The sequence below is a fragment of the Kitasatospora sp. NPDC059747 genome, assembly GCF_042732955.1.
In the GTDB taxonomy this organism is placed as follows: Bacteria; Actinomycetota; Actinomycetes; order Streptomycetales; family Streptomycetaceae; genus Kitasatospora.
In genome coordinates, this window is sequence record NZ_JBHWGV010000166.1 from 1,529 (window position 1) to 2,752 (window position 1,224).

The window sequence follows — 1,224 nt, forward strand, 5'->3', positions numbered from 1 at the left end:
GCTCAGGAGGAAACGTTCCTCCTGAGCCGCCGCGGTGTTCCGGTTCAACGGCGCGGCCCCGATCGGCTCAGTGGATGATCCCGGTGCGCAGCGCCACCGCGACCATGCCGGCCCGGTCGCCGGTGCCGAGCTTGCGCGCGATGCGGGCCAGGTGGCTCTTGACGGTCAGTGCGGACAGACCCATCGCGACGCCGATCGCCTTGTTGGACTGACCCTCGGCCACCAGCCGCAGCACCTCGACCTCGCGGCCGGACAGCTCGCGGTAGGCGGTCGGCTGCGCGCCCGGCGCACCGGGGGCGCCCGGGGCACCCTGCGCTCCGGGTGCACCGGGCACGCCCGGCATGCCGGGGCGGCGCATCCGTCCGGCCAGTCCGGCGGCGCCCAGCGGCAGGCCGGGGCGGCCGGGCATCGCGACGTTGGTGCGGGTGCCGGTGACGACGTATCCCTTGACGCCGCCGGCCAGGGCGCTGCGGACGGCGCCGATGTCGTCGGCGGCGGAGAGCGCGAGGCCGTTGGGCCAGCCCGCGGCGCGGGTCTCGGCCAGGATGGTCAGCCCGGAGCCGTCCGGCAGGTGCACGTCGGCGACGCAGATGTCGCGCGGGGTGGAGACCCGGGGGCGGGCCTCGGCGATCGAGGACACCTCGATCACGTCGCGGACGCCGAGCGCCCACAGGTGGCGGGTGACGGTGTTTCGGACGCGCGGATCGGCGATGACCACCATGGCGGTGGGCTTGGTCGGGCGGTAGGCGACCACGTTTGCGGGGTGCTCAAGAAGGACCGACACCAGGCCTCCTGCGGGGAGTGGCGGACGGAACCCCGATGGGGGCGGTCGGAGTGTTCCGCGTTCGGAAAGGGTCACAGTCTGCTTCGGCAGCTACCGTGCCCGGCTTTAGCGAAAGATCACGATCTAGTGAGTAACAATACGGACAAATCGCGCAAATGATTGATGCGACATGCCTGGTATTCGCACAAAATCGATCGGATTCATCCCCGATTGGGTCGATGGCGATCGCTTTCGACCGGTGAATTGACGCAGAGCCGATCCGAAGTCACACTCCGTCAGCCCTGGGGGTGGGGGGGGGGGGGCGCGACCGAGGCGCGCCCCCCGCCCCCCCCCACCCCGAGGGTTCGTGGGACCCGCCGTCGCCCGACGCGAGCGACACGCCCACCGCCGCCGGCAGCGTCATGCTCTTCTGCGTCGAGAGCGTCGACTTGATCCCGTAC

General features: G+C 71.4%; 1 protein-coding gene. It reads right to left on the reverse strand.

Annotated elements, in window-relative coordinates; genetic code table 11:
• Window positions 1-67: 67 nt before the first annotated feature.
• Complete coding sequence (locus tag ACFV4G_RS39850) at window positions 68-784, reverse strand: response regulator transcription factor (RefSeq protein ID WP_359975679.1); 717 nt, start codon at window positions 782-784, stop codon at window positions 68-70.
• Between the last annotated feature and the right edge of the window lie 440 nt (window positions 785-1,224).